Origin of the sequence: Streptomyces muensis, assembly GCF_021474425.1 — a bacterium.
Classification (GTDB): domain Bacteria; phylum Actinomycetota; class Actinomycetes; order Streptomycetales; family Streptomycetaceae; genus Streptomyces; species Streptomyces muensis.
In genome coordinates this window covers 127,908-149,234 of sequence record NZ_JAKEIP010000001.1, presented here as the reverse complement: position 1 = coordinate 149,234, position 21,327 = coordinate 127,908, and the positions used below count along the sequence as shown (strand labels likewise).

2 protein-coding genes and 1 pseudogene are annotated in these 21,327 nt (G+C 75.1%); all 3 read right to left on the bottom strand.

Annotated elements, in window-relative coordinates; translation table 11 throughout:
- Positions 1 to 1,444 (bottom strand): type I polyketide synthase (locus tag L0P92_RS00610; RefSeq protein WP_234760359.1); only part of this gene is annotated, 1,444 nt, incomplete at its 3' end.
- A gap of 94 nt (positions 1,445 to 1,538) precedes the next feature.
- Positions 1,539 to 7,127: pseudogene (locus L0P92_RS00605) on the bottom strand (SDR family NAD(P)-dependent oxidoreductase); the annotation flags it as partial.
- Positions 7,128 to 7,201: 74 nt separating this feature from the next.
- Positions 7,202 to 21,046 carry a type I polyketide synthase gene (locus L0P92_RS00600; RefSeq protein ID WP_234760357.1) on the bottom strand — a complete coding sequence of 4,615 codons (13,845 nt, stop codon included), beginning with the start codon at positions 21,044 to 21,046 and terminating at the stop codon, positions 7,202 to 7,204.
- Positions 21,047 to 21,327 lie beyond the last annotated feature (281 nt).

Below are 21,327 nucleotides of genomic sequence, written 5' to 3'. Positions count from 1 at the left end.
GGACCGGGGGAGCGGGGGTCGGGGCGTTCGCCGGGCTCGTCGTCTCCGTCGCTGCCTCCGTCGGCTCGGGGGCCTGCTCGATGATCACGTGGGCGTTGGTGCCGCTCACCCCGAACCCGGAGACGGCGGCGCGGCGCGGGCGGCCCGTGTGCGGCCAGGGGCGCTCCTCGGTCAGCAGTTCCACCGCGCCGTCGGACCAGTCGACCAGCGGCGTCGGCCGGTCGACGTGCAGGGTCCTGGGCAGCACCCCGTGCCGTATCGCCTGGACCATCTTGATGACGCCGCCCACCCCGGCCGCGGCGGCCGCGTGCCCGATGTTGGACTTCAGCGACCCCAGGTACAGCGGACGTTCGGTCGGGTGGGCCGCGCCGTAGGTGCGCACCAGCCCCTGGGCCTCGATCGGGTCACCCAGCCGGGTGCCGGTGCCGTGTGCCTCGACCGCGTCCACGTCGGCCGCGTCCAGCCGCGCCTCGGCGAGCGCCTGACGGATGACCCGCTCCTGGGCCGGGCCGCTCGGCGCGGTGAGCCCGTTGGAGGCGCCGTCCTGGTTGACGGCGGTGGCCCGCAGCACCGCCAGGACGCGATGTCCGTTGCGTACGGCGTCGGAGAGCCGTTCCACGAGGAGCAGCCCCGCGCCCTCCGACCAGCTGGTCCCGTCGGCGGCGGCCGCGAACGACTTGCACCGGCCGTCGGCGGCGAGACCCCGCTGCCGGGAGAAGTCGACGAACCCGCCCGGCGTACCAGTGATCGTCACCCCGCCCGCCAGGGCGAGCGCCGACTCCCCGCTGCGCACGGACTGCGCCGCGAGATGCAGCGCGACCAGCGACGAGGAGCACGCCGTGTCCACCGTGACGGCGGGCCCCTCTAACCCGAGCGAGTACGAGACCCGGCCGGAGACCACACTGCTGAGCTTGCCGGTCATCAGATAGCCCTCGAACTCCTCGGGCCCTTCCAGACCGAGGTACGTCTGTTCCACCGCGCCGACGAAGACACCCACGTTGGACGCCTTCAGCCCTGTCGGGTCGATGCCCGCGTGCTCGAAGGTCTCCCAGGCGGTCTCCAGCAGCACGCGCTGCTGCGGGTCCATCGACAGCGCCTCGCGCGGGGAGATCCCGAAGAACGCGGCGTCGAAGTCGGCCGCGCCGTCCAGGAACCCGCCCTCGCGGGTGTACGACGTGCCGGGCGTGTCCGGGTCGGCGTCGTACAGCCCTTCCAGGTCCCAGCCCCGGTCGGCGGGGAACTCCGAGATGGCGTCCCGGCCCTCGGAGACCAGCTGCCACAGATCGTCGGCCGAGGCCACCCCGCCGGGGTAGCGGCAGGCCATGCCGACGATCGCGACCGGCTCCAGCCGTCCGGACTCCAGCTCGGCGATGCGGCTGCGTGCCTTCCGCAGATCGGCCGTGACCCATTTCAGGTAGTCGGCCAGCTTCTTCTCATCCGCCATGGGGTGACTCACATCTTCTCGGGGACGGCAGTGACGTGCAGTGACAGCGGTGCGGGACCCGGGGGCGTGCGGGACGCCGCTTCGGCACGGGGCATCAGCTGCCCGCGCGGCCGAGTTCGTTGTCGATGAAGTCGAGGAGTTCGTCGGTCGAGGCCGACTCCAGCGGGTCCGCCGGGCCCAGATCGCCGGGCGTGTCGCCCCAGGCGTCCATCCAGCGCGACAGGATCGTCTGCAACCGGACGGTGACGGCGGCGCGTTCGTCCGCCTCGGTGACAGCGGAGTTCTCGGTGCCGGCGGCCGTCGAGAGGATCTCCTCCAGCTTGTCGAGCTCGGCCAGGAGCGGGGATCGCTCGGCGGGCTCCTCCCGGGACCCGAGCCCGGCGAGCAGGAACGCGGTGAGGGCCGCCGGGGTCGGATGGTCGAACACCACGGTCGCCGGCAGCCGGACGCCGCTGACCGCGCCCAGCCGGTTGCGCAGCTGCACGGCGGTGAGCGAGTCGAACCCCAGCTCCTGGAAGGGCCGTTGGGCTTCGACGGCGGCCGGGTCGCGGAAGCCCAGCACGACGGCCACCTCGCCACGCACCAGGTCCAGCACGAACTCCCGCCGCTCGCCCGCGTTCATCCCGGCGAGTCGCTCCGTGAGGGGCACACCCCCCTCGGCGCCGGTCCGCTCCGGGCGGCGGTCGGCCACCGGCACCAGGGCCCGCAGCAGCGGCGGAACCGGACCGCCGCAGGCCCGTACCGCCGCGAGGTCGAACGGCACCGCCGTGAGCGACGGATGACGTACCGTCAGCGCCGCGTCGAACAGCTCAAGTCCCTCGGCCGTGCTCGTCGGTACGAAGCCGTCGTGGGCGAAACGGGACCGGTCGGCCGGGGTGAGCCCCGCGTTGATCCCGCCTTCGACCTCCCACAGCCCCCAGGCCGGCGAGCTGGCGGGCAGGCCCTCGGCGCGACGCCGCTCGGCCAGCGCGTCCAGGAAGGCCCCGGCCGCCGCGTAGTTGGCCTGACCCGGACCGCCGAACACACCCACGACCGAGGAGAACAGCACGAACGCCGCCAGTTCGTCCTCTTGGGTCAGCTCGTGCAGATGCCACGCGGCGTCCGCCTTCGGGCCCAGTACCGCGTCCAGCTGGTCGGAGGTCAGCGCCGGGAGCAGAGCGTTGTCCAGGACCCCGGCCGCGTGCACGACCCCGGTCAGCGCGTGCTCGGCCGGTATCTCGGAGAGCAGCGCCTTGAGCGCGTCACGGTCGGCGACGTCGCACGCCTCGATCCGGACCTCGGCCCCGAGCCCGGTGAGCTCGGTACGCAACTCCCCGGCTCCCGGCGCCCGTTCACCCCGGCGGGAGGTCAGCAGCAGTCGCCGGACGCCGTGCTCGACGACGAGGTGCCGGGCCACCGCGGCGCCGAGCGCCCCCGTGCCGCCGGTGACGAGGACCGTGCCGTCCGGGCGCCAGCGGGGGGCCGTGCCGTCGCCGGTGTCGGCCCGGGCGACCCGGTGCAGCCGGGGCACCAGAAGCCGGCCGTCGCGTACCGCGGCCTGCGGTTCGTCCGTGGCGAGCAGGGCGGCCAGGAGCGCCGGGGGGACCTGCGCGGCGTCCGCGCCCGTACCGGGGGCGTCCACCAGGACGATCCGGTCCGGGTTCTCCGACTGCGCCGAGCGCACCAGACCCCGGACCGCCGCCGCGTCGAGGTGCGGCACCTCGTCGGCCGTGGCGGCCACCGCGCCCCTGGTGACCAGCACGAGCCGGGTCGCGGCCAGCCGCTCGTCGGCCACCCAGGCCTGGAGCAGGGCCAGCGCCCTCCCGGTCGCCGAGTGCACGCCGTCCACGACCTCGGTGTCGTTGCCGGCCGCCGGGAGATGGACGAGGAGGGCGTCGACCGCCGTACCGGACTCGACCGCGCGCCCGAGGGCGGCGAGGTCCTCGTAGGAGGGAACGCCGGACTCGCCGTCGTACGCCCGGTGTGCCGCGTACGTCTCCCCGGGCCCCTCGGCCGGCAGGCGCTCCAGGGCCGCCCAGGCGATCGGCCGGTCCGGCCGACGTGGGGTGAGCGGCGTCCAGGTGATGTGGTGCAGGGCCCGCAGCGGGCCGGGGCCGCCGATGAGTTCCGACGGCTCGGGGGAGCGCCGGACGACGGAGTCGACGGTGGCGACGAGCGCCCCGTCCGGGCCGCTCAGCACGACGGACACGGGACCCTCCTCCGCGTCGGCCTCCCCGGCGCTCCGCCCGGCAGGGGCGAGCCGGGCCCTTACGGCGGTCGCTCCCGGGGCGTGCGGCCGCACCCCGCGCCAGCGGACCGCGAACGGCTCGCCCCCGTCCACCACGAGAGCGGCCTCCAGCAGCGCCGGGTGCAGGACGTGACGGCCGGCGTCGGCGGCGTGTTCCTCCGGGAGCCGCACCTCGACGCCGTCGGCGCTCCCCGCAGGGCCGGCGACCGTGCCGGCCTCGGCGCACAGGGTCCCGGAGGCCAGCTCCGCCCACTCTCCGGTGCCGGCATCCGGCAGGGCGTGCACGGTGACGGGGCGCCGGCCCGATTCGTCCGGTGCGCCGACCCGCACCTGGAGCGGGACGTCACCGGTGTCGGGGACGGCAAGCGGGGCCCGTACGTCCAGTTCGTCCACCACCGGGCAGCCCGCTTCGGCGCCCGCCCGCAGGACCGCGTCGACCAGGGCCGCCGACGGCAGCACGACGGTGCCGGACACGGTGTGCCCGGACAGCCACGGCTGGGTGGCCGCCGCGACCCGGCCGGTGAACAGCACCTCGTCCGCGCCGGCCACCGTGACCGCCGTACCCAGCAGGGGGTGGTCCGAGGGGCCGGGGCCCGCCGCGTACGCGGGCGCCGACTGCTCCAGCCAGTACCGCTCGCGCTGGAACGGGTACGTCGGCAGCTCGACGGGGCGCACCGGCAGGCCCTCGAACACCACCGGCCAGTCCACCGGGGCCCCGGCCACGAACGCCTCGCCCAGCGCGGCCAGCACCCGGTCGGGCCCGCCGTGGTCGCGGCGGAGCGAGCCGACGCCGACGACGGCCGTCCCCACGACGTCGGCGGTCTCCTCGATGCTGTGCAGCAGCACCGGGTGCGGGCTGCACTCGACGAAGACACCGTGACCGCCGTCCAGCAGGGTCCGCGTGGTCGGCTCGAACAGCACGCTCTGCCGCAGGTTGGTGTACCAGTACGTGGCGTCCAGACCCGTGGTGTCGAACAGGCCGCCGGTGACGGTGGAGTAGAACGGCACCTCGGAGGGGCGGGCCTCGATGCCCGCCAGGTCGGCCAGCAGCCGCTCACGGATCGACTCGACGTGCGCGCAGTGCGAGGCGTAGTCCACGGGGAGGCGCTTGGCGCGGCCGCCGTCGGCCAGGACCGTCTCGCGCAGCTCGTCCAGGGCGTCGCCGTCACCGGAGAGCACCACGGACGCGGCGCCGTTGACGGCGGCCACCGCGACCCGGCCGCCGTAGCCGTCGATCAGTTCGCGTACGCGGGGTTCGGGCAGCGCGACCGACATCATGCCGCCCCGGCCGGAGAGGTCCTCGGCGATGGCGCGGGCACGCAGGGCCACGACCCGGGCGCCGTCGGCCAGGGACAGCGCGCCGGCCACGCACGCGGCGGCGATCTCCCCCTGGGAGTGGCCGATCACGGCGGCGGGCCGCACCCCGTGGGCACGCCACACCGCCGCGAGCGACACCATGATCGCCCACAGTGCCGGCTGGACCACGTCCACCCGCTCCAGCGGCTGCCGGGCCCGTACGGTCTCGATCAGATCCCAGTCGGTGACCGGAGCCAGCGCCGCCCCGCAGTCGGCCATGGCTGCCGCGAACACCGGTGAGGCGTCCAGCAGTTCGGCCGCCATGCCGGCCCACTGGGACCCCTGCCCGGGAAACACGAACGCCACCCGCGACGCCCCGGCACGACCACCGCGCACCACGTTCGGGGCCCCGCTCCCCTCGGCGAGGGCGGTCAGCCCGGCGGTCAGCGCGTCGAGGTCGGCACCGACGACCACGGCCCGGTCGTCCAACGCGGCCCGCGTGGTGACCAGGGCGTGGGCGATGTCGGCGGCGGCGGTGGGGCCGCCGTCGCCGACCCGAGCGGTCGCGCTCGAGGCAAGGAGGTCCAGCAACTGCCGGGCCTGCCCGGCGAGTGCGGGCTCGCCCTTGGCGGACAGGACCAGCGGCAGGGGGCGGCCGGGCCACCCGAAGGACTCTCCTCCGGCAGGATGCCGCGGAGCCCGCACGGGCTCGCCCTCGCCCTGCCCGGCGGTGCCCTCGGCCGGGCCGTCGGCCCCCTCGGCCGCCTCCGTCGTGTCCTCCGTCGCCTCCTCCACGATCACGTGGGCGTTCGTGCCGCTGAAGCCGAACGACGAGACGGCGGCGCGGCGGGGGCGACCGGTCTCCGGCCAGGCGCGGGGCTCGGTGAGGAGGGCGAGCGCGCCCGTGTCCCAGTCGATGTGGGGAGAGGGCTCCTCGGCGTGCAGGGTCCTCGGGAGGACCCCGTGGCGGATCGCCTCGACCATCTTGATGATGCCGCCGACGCCGGCCGCGGCCTGCGCGTGACCGATGTTGGACTTGAGCGAGCCCAGCCACAGCGGCCGGTCGACGGCCCGGTCCTTGCCGTACGTGGCGAGCAGCGCCCGCGCCTCGATCGGGTCGCCGAGCGTCGTCCCCGTACCGTGCGCCTCGACCGCGTCGACGTCGGCCGGCGACAGCCCCGCGCTGGTGAGCGCCTGACGGATCACCCGTTCCTGAGCGGGACCGTTGGGCGCGGTGAGCCCGTTGCTGGCGCCGTCCTGGTTGATCGCCGACCCCTTGATCACGGCGAGCACGGGGTGGCCCTCGCGCCGTGCGTAGGAGAGCCGGGCGAGCAGCAGCAGACCGACGCCCTCCGCCCAGCCGGTGCCGTCGGCGGACGCCGCGAAGGACCGGCACCGGCCGTCGGGCGACAGCCCGCGCAGCCGGGAGAACTCCACGAACGAGGTGGGTGTCGACATCACCGTCACCCCGCCGGCCAGCGCCAGATCGGCCTCGCCCCGGCGCAGCGCCGTCGCCGCGAGATGAGCGGCGACCAGTGAGGACGAGCACGCCGTGTCGACGGTGACCGCCGGCCCCTCCAGCCCGAAGGTGTAGGCGAGCCGGCCCGAGGCGACACTGCCCGCGCTGCCGCCGTACAGGTAGCCCTCGAACTCGTCGGCCGGCAGACGGGGCCGCGAACCGTAGTCGTTGTACATCGCCCCGACGAACACCCCGGTACGGCTGCCCCGCACCGACTCGGGCACGATCCGCGCCCGCTCGAACGCCTCCCACGCGGTCTCCAGGAGCAGCCGCTGCTGCGGGTCGGTGGCCAGCGCCTCACGGGGCGACATCCCGAAGAACTCCGGGTCGAACAGGTCCGCGTCGTGCAGGAACCCGCCATACCGGGTGTACGACTTGCCGACCGCCTCCGGGTCGGGGTCGTAGAGGTCGTCGACGTCCCAGCCACGGCCCTCGGGGAAGGGCGACACCGCGTCGACGCCGTCGGCGACGACCTGCCACAGCTGCTCCGGGGAGCGCACGCCGCCGGGGTAGCGGCACGCCATCCCGATGATCGCGATGGGCTCCTGCTCCCGCTCCTCCACCTCGCGCAGCCGCTTGCGGCTCGCGCGGGCGTCGGCGACCGCACGCTTGAGGTACTGGCGGAGTTGGTTCTCGTCGGTCGTCACGTCGTCTCAGCTCCATGGGGAAATCGGCAGGGAAGTCATGGGGCGCCCGGGCCGTGCGGCCCTGCGCGCTAGTCGAGTTCGTCGACCAGGGCGAACAGGTCCTCGTCGGTCGCGGAGTCGAGGTCCGGCAGGTCGTCGTCGCGCAGCGGGTCGGTGCCGTCGGCGAGGTCGAGCAGTTCCCGCAGCCGGTCGACGATGCTCCGGTGCGCCGCCACGTCCGAGAGCGCGTCCGGCAGCGCGGCCTTGAGCCGGTCGAGGTCGGCCAGGACCGGATCCGCGAGGGACGGCTCGGCGACCGCCACGACGAGTTCGGCGCGCAGATACGCCGCCAGGGCGTCCGGGTTCGGATGGTCGAAGACGACCGTGGTGGGCAGCCGCAGTCCGGTGGCGCTGTTCAGCTGATTGCGCAGTTCGACCGCGGTGAGCGAGTCGAAGCCCAGCTCGCTGAAGGCGCGGGTCGTGCCGATCGAGGTGGCGTCGGCGTGTCCGAGGACGGCGGCCGTCCTCGCCCGCACCAGATCGGTGAGCACCTGCTGCTGCTCCGCCGGTGGCAGCCCGGCCAGCCGCTGGGGGAGCGGCACCTGCTGCCGCTCGGCCCGGGGCGCCGGCCGCGGGGCGAGCCCCCGCAACGCCGCCGGCAGGTGCTCGGCCCCGCGCAGCGCACCCGTGTCGATCCGGGTGACGGCGTGCACGGGCCGGTCGAGGCCGAGCGCCGCGTCGAACAGCGCGGTGGCCTCGGCGTTGGTGAGGGGCAGCAGTCCGAGGCGGGCCAGACGGTTGAGATCCGCGTCGGACAGATGCGTGCTGAGCGCGCTGCTCTCGGCCCACAGCCCCCACGCGAGGGAGTGCGCGGGCAGGCCGTTCGCGTGCCGGTGGTGGGCGAGCGCGTCCAGGAAGGTGTTGGCGGCGGCGTAGTTCGCCTGCCCCGGTGTGCCGACGACACCGGCGACGGACGAGTACAGGACGAACGCCTCCAGGTCCGCGTCCTTCGTCAGCTCGTGCAGATGCCACGCACCGTCGACCTTGGGCCTGAGGACACCGTCGAGCTGGTCCGGCGTCAGCGAGGTGACGGTCGCGTCGTCGGTGATGCCGGCGGTGTGCACGACGGCGGTCAGCGGGTGCTCGTCGGGGATGCCGGCGAGCAGCGCGGCCAGCGGTTCACGGTCGGCGGCGTCGGCGGCCACGATCTCGACATGGGCGCCGAGCGCGGTCAGCTCCTCGGCCAGCTCCGGGGCGCCGGGGCCGGCGGGTCCGCGGCGGCTGGTCAGCAGCAGCCGGCGGGCGCCGTGCTCGGTGACCAGGTGCCGGGCGAGGATCGCGCCGAGGGCGCCGGTGCCGCCGGTGACGAGCACCGTGCCCCGCCGCCAGTCCGGCCCCGCCCGGTCCGGCCCGGCCGGCATGCCCGGTTCGGCCGGGGCCAGCCTCGGGGCCAGCATCTGGCCTGCGCGGAGGAGGAGTTGGGGTTCGCCGGTGCGCAGCGCGGCGCCGAGGGCCTCGTGGGAGCCGGGGTGCTCGTCGAGGTCTACGAGCGCGAACCGGTCCCGTTGCTCGGCCTGGGCGGAGCGGAGCAGCCCCCAGACCCCGGCCCGCGCCAGATCGGTGACGTCCTCGCCGTCCGGGGCGACGGCCCCTCGGGTGAGCACGACCAGCCGGCTCGCCGCGAACCGGTCGTCGGCCAGCCAGTCCCGTACGGTGCCGAGCACATCGTGCAGCACCGCCCGGGCCCGCCCGGCGAGCCCGTCGGCACCGCCCGAAGCGTCCGCATCCACCGCTTCCGCGCCCGCCGCACCGTCCGGGGCGGCCGCCATCTCAGGCGCGTCCTCGGCAGGTGGTGGCAGCAGGGGCAGCAGCACCGTCGTCGGGACCTCGGCGCCGCCGTCGACCGCCTCCCGCAGCGCGGCGAGGTCGTCGTACGACGGGACGGGCCGGGCATCGGAGGACCGGGGGAGGCCCTCGCCCAGCACGGCCCAGGGGCCGTCGTCGGCGGCGGCCGGGTCGGTCGGCACGGGGACCCACCGCACTCCGTACAGCCCCTCCCGGGTCCGGGCGCCCGCGGCGGCCAGGTCGCCGGGGGAGAGGGGGCGCAGCCGGAGCTCGTCGATCGTGGCCAGCGGCAGCCCCGTCTCGTCGGCGAGGTGCAGGGTGACCGCCACGGTCGTGTCGTCGGAGTGCGTCACCGCGAGCCGGACCCGCAGTGCGCCGGGGCCCGTTCCGGCCGGGGGCACGCTGATGCCGGACCAGGAGAACGGCACCATCGGCCCGGAGGCCACGTCCGCCACCCCCGGCAGCAGCGGGTGCAGGGCCGCGTCGAGCAGCGCCGGGTGCAGCGCGAACCGCGCGGCCTCGGCCCGGTGCTCCTCGGCCAGGGTGACGTCGGCGTGCAGGTCGTCCCCGTGGCGGGAGAGCCGGCGCAGGTTCCGGAACAGCGGACCGTACGCGTACTCCCGTTCGGCGAGGGCGTCGTAGACCCCGTCGAGGTCGATCTCCACGGCGTCGGCCGGCCGCCGTACGCCCTCGGGGAGGACCATGGCGGGCTCACCCGTGCTCAGCGTTCCCTCGGCGTGCCGGGTCCAGCGGCGGTCGCCGTCCGCCCGCGCGGGACGGGAGTGCACGGTCAGCGCACGCCGACCGGAGTCGTCGGGGGCGCCGACCGACACCTGGATGCGTACGTCGTCGTCCTCGCGGAGCACCAGCGGCGCGGTCAGGGTGAGTTCGTCGACCAGGGTGCAGGCGGCCCGGCGGGCGGCATGGAGCGCGAGGTCCACGAACGCGGTCCCCGGCAGCAGCACGGTGCCCATGACGGCGTGGTCGGCGAGCCACGGGTGGGTGCGCGGGGAGACCCGGCCGGTGAGGACGACACTGTCGCCGTCGACCGCCTCCACGGCCGCGCCCAGCAACGGATGGTCGAGGGAGTCGAGACCGAGGTCGGTGGCGTCACCGGAGGCGGCCGGAGCCGTGAGCCAGTAGCGCTGCCGCTGGAAGGCGTATCCGGGCAGGGGGGTGCGGCGGGCGCCGGGGAAGACCGCGTTCCAGTTCACGTCGGCCCCGCGCAGGGCGAGCAGCGTCACAGCGGCGGGGGCGGTGCGCGTCGCGGGGCGTCCGACCCGCAGCAGCGAGACCACCGCGCCCGCCGGTGCGGTCAGACACGGCTCGACCAGCGCGGAGAGCACCCCGTCGGGGCCCAGCTCCACATAGTCGGTGACCCCGGCGGCCTCCAGCCGCCGTACCCCGTCCGCGAACCGCACCGCCTGACGCACCTGGGCCACCCAGTACTCCGGGGTGCACAGTCGCGCGGCGTCGACCAGGTCACCGGTGACCGTCGACACGATCGGCAGCGTCGGCGGGTGGAAGGTCACGCCACGGGCCGCCTCGGCGAAGGCGTCGAGCATGCCGTCCATGCGGTGGGAGTGGAAGGCGTGCGAGACGACGAGGCGCTTGACCTTGCGGCCCTCCGCCCGCCAGTGCTCCTCCAGCGCCGCGACCGCGTCCTCGTCGCCCGAGACCACGACCGCCTCGGGGCCGTTGACGGCGGCGAGGCTCACCCCGTCGGGCAGGGTGATCTCGTCCTCCGCCGCCGCGACGGCGAGCATCGCGCCGCCCTCCGGCAGGGCGTCCATGAGCCGGCCCCGGGCTGCCACCAGCGCGCACGCGTCGGGCAGCGACAGCACACCGGCGACGTGCGCCGCGGCGAACTCGCCGACCGAGTGGCCCAGCAGATGGTCCGGCGTGAGGCCGCAGGACTCGGCGAACCGGAACAGCGCGACCTCCAGCGCGAACAGCGCGGGCTGCGCGAACACCGTGCGGTTCAGCTCGTCCCCGCCGTCGAACACGAGGTCGCGCAGAGGTCGCTCGAGGTGGGCGTCGAGGTGGGCGCACACCTCGTCGAAGGCGGCGGCGAACGCCGGGGAGGCCGCGTACAGGTCGCGTCCCATGCCGGGGCGCTGACTGCCCTGCCCGGTGAACAGGAACGCCGTCCTGCCCCTCGTACCTCCACCGTCACGGACGACGGAGGGGGTGTCCTCGCCCCGCGTCAACGCGTCGAGGGCGCTGATGAGTTCGTCCCGGTCGTGTCCCAGCACCGCGGCCCCGTGCTCGTGCCGGGTCCGGCCGGTGGCCAGCGAGAAGCCGACGTCGACGGGTGCGATTGCGGGCCGCTCGACCACGAACGCCCGCAGCCGCTCGGCCTGCGCCCGCAGCGCCGTTTCCGACTTGGCCGACAGCAACCAGGGCAGGGCGGTGCCCGGGGCCGGGCGGTCCTCGGCCGTCGCAGCGTCCCCGGAGCCGGCGGGGCCGGCCGTCCCGGGATCTCCCTCCGCCTGCTCGATGATCACGTGCGCGTTGGTGCCGCTGATGCCGAACGACGACACGGCGGCCCGGCGCGGACGCCCGGCCTCCGGCCACTCACGGGCCTCGGTGAGCAGGGCGAGGGCGCCGCTGTCCCAGTCGATGTGCGGCGAGGGCTCCTCGGCGTGCAGGGTCTTCGGCAGCACTCCGTGCCGCATCGCCTGGACCATCTTGATGACACCGCCGACCCCGGCCGCGGCCTGCGCGTGCCCGATGTTGGACTTCAGCGAGCCCAGCCACAGCGGGTTCCGGGCGTCGTGGTCGGCACCGTACGTGCCCAGCAGGGCCTGTGCCTCGATCGGGTCGCCCAGCGCGGTGCCGGTGCCGTGCGCCTCCACGGCGTCGACGTCGGATGCCCGCAGTCCGGCGCCCGCGAGGGCCTGCCGGATCACCCGCTCCTGGGACGGGCCGTTGGGCGCGGTGAGCCCGTTGCTGGCGCCGTCCTGGTTGACGGCGGAACCGCGCAGCACGGCGAGCACCTGGTGCCCGTTGCGCCGGGCGTCGGACAGCCGCTCCAGCAGCAGCAGGCCCACGCCCTCGCTCCACACGGTGCCGTCGGCGTGCGCGGAGAACGACTTGCAGCGGCCGTCCGGCGCGAGCCCCCGCTGCCGGCTGAACTCGACGAACGAGCCCGGCCCCGCCATCACGGTCACCCCACCCGCCATCACGAGGTCGGACTCGCCGGACCGCAGCGCCTGCGCCCCCAGGTGCAGGGCGACGAGCGACGACGAGCAGGCGGTGTCCACGGTGACCGCAGGACCCTCCAGGCCGTACGCGTAGGCGAGCCGCCCGGAGATCACGCTGGAGGTGTTCCCGACCAGCAGGAATCCCTCGAACTCGGCGGGCACCGACGGCAGCCGCGACGCGTAGTCGTCGTACATCGCGCCGACGAACACCCCGGTGTTGCTGCCGCGCAGCGCGGCAGGGTCGATCGCCGCGTTCTCGAAGGCCTCCCAGGCGGTCTCCAGGAGCAGCCGCTGCTGGGGGTCGGTCGCGGTCGCCTCGCGCGGCGAGATCCCGAAGAACTCCCGGTCGAAGAGGTCCGCTTCGTGCAGGAACCCGCCCTCGCGCACGTACGAGGTGCCGGCCCTCCCGGGGTCCGGGTCGTACAGCTTCTCCAGGTCCCAGCCGCGGTTGACGGGGAAGGCGCTGATCGCGTCCGTCCCGGCGGACACCAGCCGCCACAGGTCCTCCGGGGAGCTCACCCCGCCGGGGTAACGGCACGCCATCCCGACGATCGCGACGGGCTCGTCGGTGCCGGTCGCGACCGGCACCTGGGCCACGGTGGCCGGGGCCTCGCCCGCGATGCGGCCCAGCAGATGGCGGGCCAGCGCCTCGGGGCTCGGATGGTCGAAGACGACGGTGGACGCCAGCCGCAGCCCGGTCGCGCTGTTCACCTGGTTGCGCAGCTCGACGGCGGTGAGCGAGTCGAAGCCCTGCTCCTTGAACGCCCGGGCGGCGTCCACCGCGTCAGCGGAGGCGTGCCCCAGGGCCAGGGCGGCGGACGTACGCACCACGGCGAGCACCGCGGCGTACCGTTCCTCCTTCGGCAGGGCGGCGATCCGCGCCGACCAGTCCCCGGCGCCGGAGACGCTCGCCGTGCGCGCGACCCGGCGGGTGCGGACCAGGCCCCGCCAGACGGCCGGGACCTGCTCGGCGCCCGCACCGGCCCGCCCCGGCCGCAGCGCGGCGGGCACGACGAGCGCCTCGGGGCCGGCCAGCGCCTCGTCGAACAGCCGCAGCCCCCGCTCCGCGTCCAGCGGTACCACACCGGTCCGCGCCCAGCGGGCCACGTCCGCCTCGGAGAGCGTGCCGCCCATGCCGGCGGCCGCGTCCCACAGCCCCCACGCCAGCGAGTGCGCCGGCATGCCCCGCGCGCCGCGGTGGTGGGCGAGCGCGTCGAGGAAGGTGTTGGCGGCGGCGTAGTTCGCCTGGCCCGCCATACCGGTGACGCCCGAGACGGAGGAGAACAGCACGAACGCCGCCAGATCCTGACCGCGTGTCAGCTCGTGCAGATGCCACGCCCCGTCGACCTTGGGCCGCAGGACCGTCTCCACCTGCGCCCCGGTCAGCGAGCCGACCGTGGCGTCGTCGAGGACACCGGCCGTGTGCACGACGGCGGTCAGCGGATGCTCCTCGGGCACGTCGGCGATCAGCTCGGCGAGGGCGTCCCGGTCGGCGGCGTCGACGGCGACGATCCGGACGTGCGCCCCCCGCCCGGTGAGCTCCTCGGCGAGCGCGGACGCGCCAGGGCTGTCGGGTCCCCGCCGGCTGGTCAGCACCAGCCGGCGGGCGCCGTGCCCGGTCACCAGATGCCGGGCGAACAGCGCGCCGAGACCGCCCGTACCGCCGGTGATCAGCACCGTGCCGTCCGGGTCGAGCCGCGGCGTTTCGGTGCGGCGGTCCGTGGCGCGAGCCAGCCTCGGGGCGTGCGACCGCCCGTCCCGTACGGCGATCTGCGGTTCCCCGGTGGCCACGGCGGCGGCCACCAGTGCCCGCGCGTCGCCCGTCCCGTCGAGGTCGACGAGCACGATCCGGTCCGGGTGCTCGGTCTGCGCGGTGCGCAGCAGACCCCACAGGGGCGCGTGCACCAGGTCGGACACGTCGTCGCCGGGCAGCGCGGCGACGGCACCGGTGGTCACGACGACCAGCCGGGATCCCGCGAACCGCTCGTCGTCCAGCCACCGCTGAACCAGCTCCAGCGTCCCTACGGTCGCGGCGCGCGCGGCGGCGGGCGTCGCCTCGCCGTCCGCAGCGAGGGTGACCACCATCAGGTCGGCCGGCGCGGCGGCGGACAGGCCGGCCGGATCGGTCAGGTCGCTCCGGCTCCACGCGGGGACCTCCGGTGCGGGCAGCGCGGGCCAGTCGACGGTGAACAGCGCGTCGTCGCGGGCGGCGCCGGCCGTGGCGAGCCTGCCGCGGTCGACCGGGCGTAGTGCGAGCGAGTCGACGGTCACGACGGGAGCGCCCGTGCCGTCGGCGACCGTCAGCCGGAAGGTGTCCGTGCCGAGGGGCGAGATCCGCACCCGCAGCGCGGTGGCCCCGCCCGCGTGCAGCCGGACCCCCGACCAGGAGAACGGCAACCGGATCCGCCCCGGATCCTGGGCCGCCGCCGGCAGCAGTGGGTGCAGGGCGGCGTCGAGCAGCGCCGGGTGCAGCCCGAACAGGGCGGCCTCCTCGCGCTGTTCATCGGCGAGCGCCACCTCCGCGAGGAGGTCGTCGCCGAGCCGCCACACGGCCCGCACGCCACGGAACGCGGGCCCGTAGTCGTAGCCGAGGTCCCGCAGCACGGCGTAGGCGTCCTCGACCGGCTGCGCCACCGCGCCGGCGGGCGGCCAGGCACCCGTGTCCCCGGTCGTCACGGCCGGACCCGCGGTCGGCGCCAGGACGCCGGTGGCGTGCCGGGTCCACGACCGGTCCGCCGCCGTGTCGTCGTCGGCCGTGGCCGGGCGCGAGTGGATCGTGAACGACCGGGCGCCCGTGCCGTCCGGGTCGGTGACCCTGACCTGGATACGCACCGAGTCCTGCTCGCGCAGCACCAGCGGTGTCTCCAGGGTCAGGTCGTCGACGGCGTCCGCGCCCACGCGCTCCCCGGCGGCGAAGGCCAGCTCCAGGAAGGCCGTGGCGGGCAGCAGCACCACCCCCTCCACGACGTGGTCCGCCAGCCACGGGTGCGTACGCGGCGACAACCGGCCGGTGAGGACGAGGTCCTCGCCGCCGGCCATCTCCACCGCCGCGCCGAGCAGCGGGTGACCGGCCGGCTCAAGCCCGAGCCCGCGCGCGTCGGAGCGGGCGCCGGGGGCCAGCCAGAAGTGGTCGCCCCGGAAGGCGTACGTCGGCAGGTCGATCCGGGCGGCGCCGGGGAAGTACGCGGTCAGGTCGACCTCGCCGCCGGCCGTGTGGAGGTGCGCGAGGGCGGTCAGATACGTGTCCGCCTCCGGCCGCCCGGCCCGCGAGAGCGCGACGCTCGTCACGGAGCCGCCCTCGTCCTCGTCCTCGGCGAACGCCTCCCGCGCCATGCCGGTGAGGACGGCGTCCGGGCCCACCTCCACGAACAGCCCGGCCCCGAGCGCCCGCAGCGACCGTACGGCGTCGTGGAAGCGGACGGTGGCGCGGATCTGGTCGGCCCAGTAGTCGGGGGAGCACAGCAGCTCGGACCCGGCGGGTTCCCCGGTGACCGTGGAGACCACCGGGATCGTGGGCGGATGGAAGGTCAGGGACCGGGCCACCTCGCGGAACTCGTCGAGGATGCCGTCCATGTGCGGCGAGTGGAAGGCGTGGCTCACCTGGAGCCTGCGCGTGCGGCTGCCGCGCTCACGCCACTCCTCCGCGATCCGGGTGACCACCGGCTCGTCGCCCGCGAGGACCACGGAACGGGGCCCGTTGACGGCGGCGAGGGAGACGGCGCCGGAGTACCCGGCGATCGACTCGGCGACCTCGTCCGGATCGGCCTGGACCGCGATCATCGCCCCGTCCGAGCGGGCCGCCTGCATCAGCCGGCCCCGTGCCGCGACCAGCGCGGCGGCGTCCTCGAGCGACAGCACGCCGGCGACATGGGCCGCCGCCAGTTCGCCGATCGAGTGCCCGGCGAGCAGCTCGGGCACGACCCCGTCACGCTCGACCAGCAGCCGGAAGAGGGCCACCTCCACGGCGAACAGCGCGGGCTGGGTGTACCGCGTGCGGTGCAGCAGCCGCGCCGCCGCACTGCCCTCCTCGGCGAACAGCACCTCGCGCAGCGGCCGCTCCAGATGCGGGTCGAGTGCCGCGCACACCGCGTCCAGCGCCTCGGCGAACACCGGGAACGCTTCGTACAACTCCCGGCCCATCCCGAGGCGTTGAGCACCCTGTCCGGTGAACAGCAGCGCCGTCCGCCCCGTCTCGACGGCGGTGCCGCGCACGACGTTCGACGCTCCCGCCCCGTCGCGGACCGCGTCCACCCCGGCCAGCAGCTCGCCGACGTCCGAGCCCAGCACCACGGCCCGCCGCCGGAACGCCGTCCGCGTGGTCGCCAGTGCCAGCCCGACGTCGCCGATGCGCACCGCGCCCGCACCGGTCACGAACTCCCGCAACCGCCCGGCCTGCGCGCGCAGGCCGTCCTCGGTGGGGGCGGAGAGGACCCAGGGGAGACGAGGGACGGGGGAGGCCGCGTTCGTGCCTCCCAGCGGCGCCGCGTCCGTCCCGGCCGGCTCCGCGACGTCCCCCTGTTCCACGATCACGTGCGCGTTCGTGCCGCTGATCCCGAAGGACGACACGGCGGCTCGTCGGGGCGCGGCGGTGTGCGGCCACTGCCGCCGCTCGCGGACCAGTTCCGCCGCGCCGGACGTCCAGTCGACGTGCGGGGTCGGCTCGTCGACGTGCAGCGTGGCCGGTACGACGCCGTGCCGCATCGCCTGGACCATCTTGATGACGCCGCCGACCCCGGCCGCGGCCTGCGCGTGTCCGATGTTGGTCTTCAGCGAACCGAGCAGCACCGGCTCCCGGCCGTCCCGGTCCCGCCCGTACGTCGCGAGGATGGCCTCCGCCTCGATGGGGTCGCCCAGCGCGGTGCCCGTGCCGTGCGCCTCCATGACGTCGACGTCGGCCGTGGTGAGCCCGGCGTCGGCGAGCGCCTGCCGGATCACCCGCTGCTGCGACAACCCGTTCGGGGCGCTCAGCCCGTTGGACGCGCCGTCGGAGTTGACGGCCGAACCCCGCACCACCGCGAGGACCGGGTGGCCGTTGCGGCGTGCGTCGGAGAGCCGCTCCACGACCAGCAGGCCCACGCCCTCCGCCCACGCGGTCCCGTCGGCCGCCGCCGCGAACGCCTTGCACCGCGCGTCCGCCGCCAGCCCGTGCTGCCGCGAGAACTCCAGGAACATGCCGGGCGTCGACATGACCGTCACCCCGCCCGCGACCGCGAGACTCGACTCGCCGCGCCGCAGCGACTGCACCGCCAGATGCAGCGCGACCAGCGACGACGAGCACGCCGTGTCCACGGTCACCGCGGGCCCCACGAACCCGAACTGGTAGGCGATCCGCCCGGACATCACGCTCGCCGCGCCGCCGGTCAGCAGATGCCCCTCGACGCCCTCGGGCGCGTCGTGCATCCGGGGCCCGTAGTCGCCTGCCGTCGCGCCGACGAAGACCCCGGTACGGCTGCCGCGCAGCTGCCGCGGGACCAGTCCGGCCCGCTCCAGCGCCTCCCAGGCGGTCTCCAGCAGCAGCCGCTGCTGCGGGTCCATGGCCTGCGCCTCGCGCGGTGAGATCCCGAAGAAGGACGCGTCGAACCGGCCCGCGTCGTGCAGGAACCCGCCCTCGCGGACATAGCTCTTGCCGGACCGCTCGTGGTCCTGGTCGTAGAGGTCCTCGGCCCAGCCCCGGTCGGTCGGGAACGCGGAGATCGCGTCGCCACCCTCGGCCACCAGGCCCCACAGCTCCTCGGGCGAGGCGACACCACCGGGGTACCGGCAGGCCATGCCGACGATCGCGATCGGCTCGTCGTACGCGTCCTGCCCACGCGAGCCCGAGCCGGCCCCGGCCACCGCTCCCGGCAGAACCTCGTCGGCCCCGCCCGGGTCCGCCCCCGCCAGCTCGGCCGCGACGAACTCCGCCAGCGCCCTGGGTGTCGGATGGTCGAACGCCAGCCCCGTCGGCAGCCGCAGCCCGGTCGCCCCGACGAGGTTCTCGCGCAGTTCCACGATCATCAGGGAGCTGAAGCCGAGGTCCCGGAACGGCACGTCCATCTCGACGGTCCGTCCGGCGGCGTACCCCAGGACGGCTGCGACATGCGAGGTCACCAGCTCGACCGCCGACCGCTCACCCGCCGCCCGGGATGCGACGGCGCGCGGCGGCCGGACGGCGGCGGGCAGGGCTCCGGCGCCGGGCGAGGGCACGGGGGAACCGCCGGCCGCGGCATCCTCCGCGCGGGCCAGATCCGTCACCCAGTACCGCTCCCGTTGGAACGCGTACGTCGGCAGATCGATCCGACGCCCCCCGGCCCCCTCGAACACGGCCGCCCAGTCCACCGCCGCACCGCGGACGAACGCCCGGGCCAGCGCCGTCCAGGCCGTCTGCTCCTCGGGCCGCCCCGGGCGCAGCGCCGGTTCGGTGGCGATCGAGTCCCTGTCGAGCACGCTCTCGGCCACCATCGCCGAACAGACGCCGTCGGGCCCCAGTTCGAGGACGGTCCCCACGCCCTCCGCCTCCAGGGTCCGCGCGGCCCGCATGAACCGCACCGGACGGCGGACCTGCTCGACCCAGTACTCGGGGGAGGTCAGCAGCTCGGGCGCCGCGATCTCGCCCGTCACCGTGGAGACGACGGGGATACGGGGCATGTGGAAGGCCAGCCCGGTGACCACACGGCGGAATGCGTCGAGCATCCCGTCCATGTGCGGGGAGTGGAATGCGTGGCTCACCGTCAGCCGCTTGGTCCTGTGTCCCCGGTCCTTCAGGACAGCGGTGATCTCCAGCACCGCGTCCGTGTCCCCGGACAGCACGAGAGCCGCGGGGCCGTTGACGGCGGCGACCGCCACCTCGCCCTCCCGGCCCGCCAGCAGCGGCAGCACCTCGTCCTCGGCGGCCTGGACGGCGACCATGGCGCCCGCGACGTCCAGTTCCTGCATCAGCCGGCCGCGGGCGGCGACCAGCGCGCAGGCGTCGGCGAGCGAGAGGACCCCGGCGACATGGGCGGCGGCGACCTCACCGATCGAGTGCCCGGCGAGGAGGCCGGGCCGTACGCCCCATGACTCGAACAGTCGGTACAGCGCGACCTCGACGGCGAACAGCGCGGGCTGGGTGTACCGGGTCTCGTCGAGTCCCTCGCCGGTGGCCACGACCTCGCGCAGCGGCCGCTCCAACAGCGGGTCGAGGTGGGCGCACACCGTGTCGAAGGCCGCCGCGAACACGGGAAAGGCCGTGTGGAGTTCGGTGCCCATCCCTGTTCGCTGGGCACCCTGCCCGGTGAAGACCATGGCCAGCCGGCCCGTCGTCTCGGCCCCCGCCACCACCCCGGCGGCGGGCAGCCCCGACGCCAACGCGCGCAGCCCGGCGACCAGTTCGTCCCGGTCGGCGGCCAGCACGACACCCCGGTGACCGAGCTGTGACCGGGTGAAGACCGACGACCGGCCGACCGAGGCGGGGTCGGCGTCATCGTGGCTCTCGACGTACTCGGCGAGCCGCCCGGCCTGGGCGCGCAGCGCCTGCGGGCCCCGCCCGGAGACCACGACGGGCAGCACGGCGTCCGCGGGGCGGGTGCGCGGGGCGTTCTCGGGCTCGCGAGCACCGGGCGCCTCGCCCACGACCACATGGCAGTTGGTGCCGCCCATGCCGAAGGAGCTCACGCCGGCGAGCAGTGGCCGCTCGGGGTGCGGCCACTGGCCCAGCCGGTCGTTGACCGACAGGTTGAGCGTGTCGAGCGGGATCCTCGGGTTGGGCGTACGGAAGTTGAGGCTCGGCGGGAGCATGCGGTGGCGGACGGAGAGGACCGTCTTGATGAGCCCGGCGATGCCGGCGGCCCCTTCGAGGTGCCCGATGTTCGTCTTCACCGAGCCCACCCGCAGCGGGTCGCCGGGTGCCCTGAGCGCGCTGACCGCCGCCCCGAGCGCGGCGGCCTCGATCGGGTCGCCGACCGGGGTTCCGGTGCCGTGCAGCTCGACGTACTGGACGGCGTCCGGCACGACCCCCGCCCGCCGGTGGGCGAGCCGGATCACCTTCTCCTGCGCGGCGGCGCTGGGCACGGTGAGGCCGGGCGTGGCGCCGTCGTTGTTGACCGCGCTGCCGAGGATCACGCCGTGCACCCGGTCGCCGTCGGCGAGGGCTTGTCGCAGCGGCTTGAGCACGACCATGCCGGCGCCTTCGCCGCGCACATAGCCGTTCGCCCGGGCGTCGAAGGTGAAGCAGCGCCCGTCCGGGGAGAGCCCGCCGAACTGCTCGGCGCCGGCCACCCCTTCGGCGAGGAGGTTGAGGTTGACGCCCGCCGCGAGCGCCAGTTCCGCCTCTCCGGCGCGCAGGCTCTCGCACGCGAGGTGCACGGCGACCAGCGAGGACGACTGGGAGGTGTCGACGGTGAGGCTCGGCCCGTTCAGCCCGAGCGCGTACGAGACCCGGTTGGCGATGATGCCGCGGTGGGTGCCGGCGACCGTGTGCTGGGTGATGGCGGCGGAGCCCTGCCGGTAGACCAGGCTCGTGTAGTCCTCGCGGGCGGTGCCGACGAACACGGCCGTGGGGCTGCCGTCGAGGCTCGCCGCGACGATCCCCGCGTCCTCCAGCGCCTCCCAGGTGATCTCCAGCAGCAGCCGTTGCTGCGGGTCCATGACGACGGCCTCGCGGGGCGAGATCCCGAAGAAGGCGGCGTCGAACTCCTCGACGGCGTCCAGGAACCCGCCCCGGCGTATCTCGCTGCGGGCGTCCGCCGAGATCGGCTCCCACCGGTGCTCGGACATCTGCGTGACGGCGTCCCGGCCCTCGCGCAACAGCCTCCAGAACTCCTCGGGGCCGGCGGCCCCGGGCAGCCGACAGGACAGGCCGACCACGGCGATCGGTTCCTGCCGATCCAGTGGGTCGATCGCGGAGGAGTGTCGCTCACTCGTCATTTTCGCTCGGCTGCCCTTCCATTACTGGAAATCACCTCGGGTAACGAACATGCGCTCCCGGCGAGCGTATCCGGGGTTTTTTCGAGTCGGCCCAAATCCAGTCCCGGCCCGGTAACGTGCCGTTCGCTCCGGAATGAACCCGCCACGAGAACGGCCAATTACCGAAGATGTTCCAGAGACTTACCGGAGAGTGGGACGTTACTGGCCTATTACGGCAGAACCGGCAGGTGGGAGAAGGTGAATGCTACGGTCTGCCGACATCGGTCGGGCAGAAAACAATC